Below are 816 nucleotides of genomic sequence, written 5' to 3'. Positions count from 1 at the left end.
CCCGGCCGCGCGCCGGCGGCACGCGAGCCGGTACGCCACCAGCGCACCCATGCTGTGCCCGAAGAAGACGTGCGGCTGCGTGAGCGGTTCGGCGAGTTCGGACTCGAGTGCGGTGACGAGGGACTCGACGTCGGTGAATCCGGCCTCGCCGGCACGGCTCTCCCGGCCGGGCACGTGCACGGGCCACACCGACACGTGCGGGCTCAGGGCGCGGTGCCAGTGCCGGTACGTCGAGGGTCCGCCGCCGGCGTGGGGGAAGCAGAACAGCAGGAGGGGGCCGGGCACGGCGCTACGCGGCCGCGACGAGCGTGGCGAGTTCGTCGGCGAGAGCTGCCACCGTGGACCGGATCTGGTCCTCGGTGTGGCACGAGGTGACGAAGAAGCGCAGCCGGGCGAGGTCTTCCGGCACGGCCGGGTAGAGGATGGGGTTCACGTTGATGCCGCGCCGGAGCAGTGCGTTGGACAGGGCGAGGGTGCGGAGTGAATCCCCGACGATGCACGGGATGACCGGGGTGTCCTTCGAGTCCCCGGTGTCGATTCCGGCGTCCGTGGCGAGCTGCAGGAAGAGCCGGGAGTTGCGCCGCAACCGGTCCAGTGCCTCGGGTTCGGCGCGCATCTGCCGGATCGCGGCCAGGGACGCCGCGGCATTCATCGGCGTGATCCCGACGCTGTAGACGAAGCCGGGCGTCGTGTACTTCAGGAAGCGGATGAGCTCGGCGCTGCCCGCGACGTAGCCGCCGCAACCGGCCAGGGCCTTCKACATCGTGCCGGACCACAGCTCCACGTCGTCGCGGTCGACGTCGAAGTGCTCGCCGA

2 protein-coding genes are annotated in these 816 nt (G+C 71.3%); both read right to left on the bottom strand.

Annotated elements, in window-relative coordinates:
* Positions 1 to 285 (bottom strand): thioesterase II family protein (locus tag AC1D1G_RS45705; protein ID WP_477957001.1); only part of this gene is annotated, 285 nt, incomplete at its 3' end.
* 4 nt (positions 286 to 289) lie between these two features.
* Positions 290 to 816: aminotransferase class I/II-fold pyridoxal phosphate-dependent enzyme (locus tag AC1D1G_RS45700; RefSeq protein WP_477957000.1), on the bottom strand; the 527-nt coding region annotated here is incomplete at its 5' end.

It is taken from the genome of Rhodococcus sp. P3_B8, assembly GCF_056402775.1.
The sequence above is the reverse complement of the archived record's forward strand: the minus strand, read 5'-3'. Positions and strand labels throughout refer to the sequence as shown.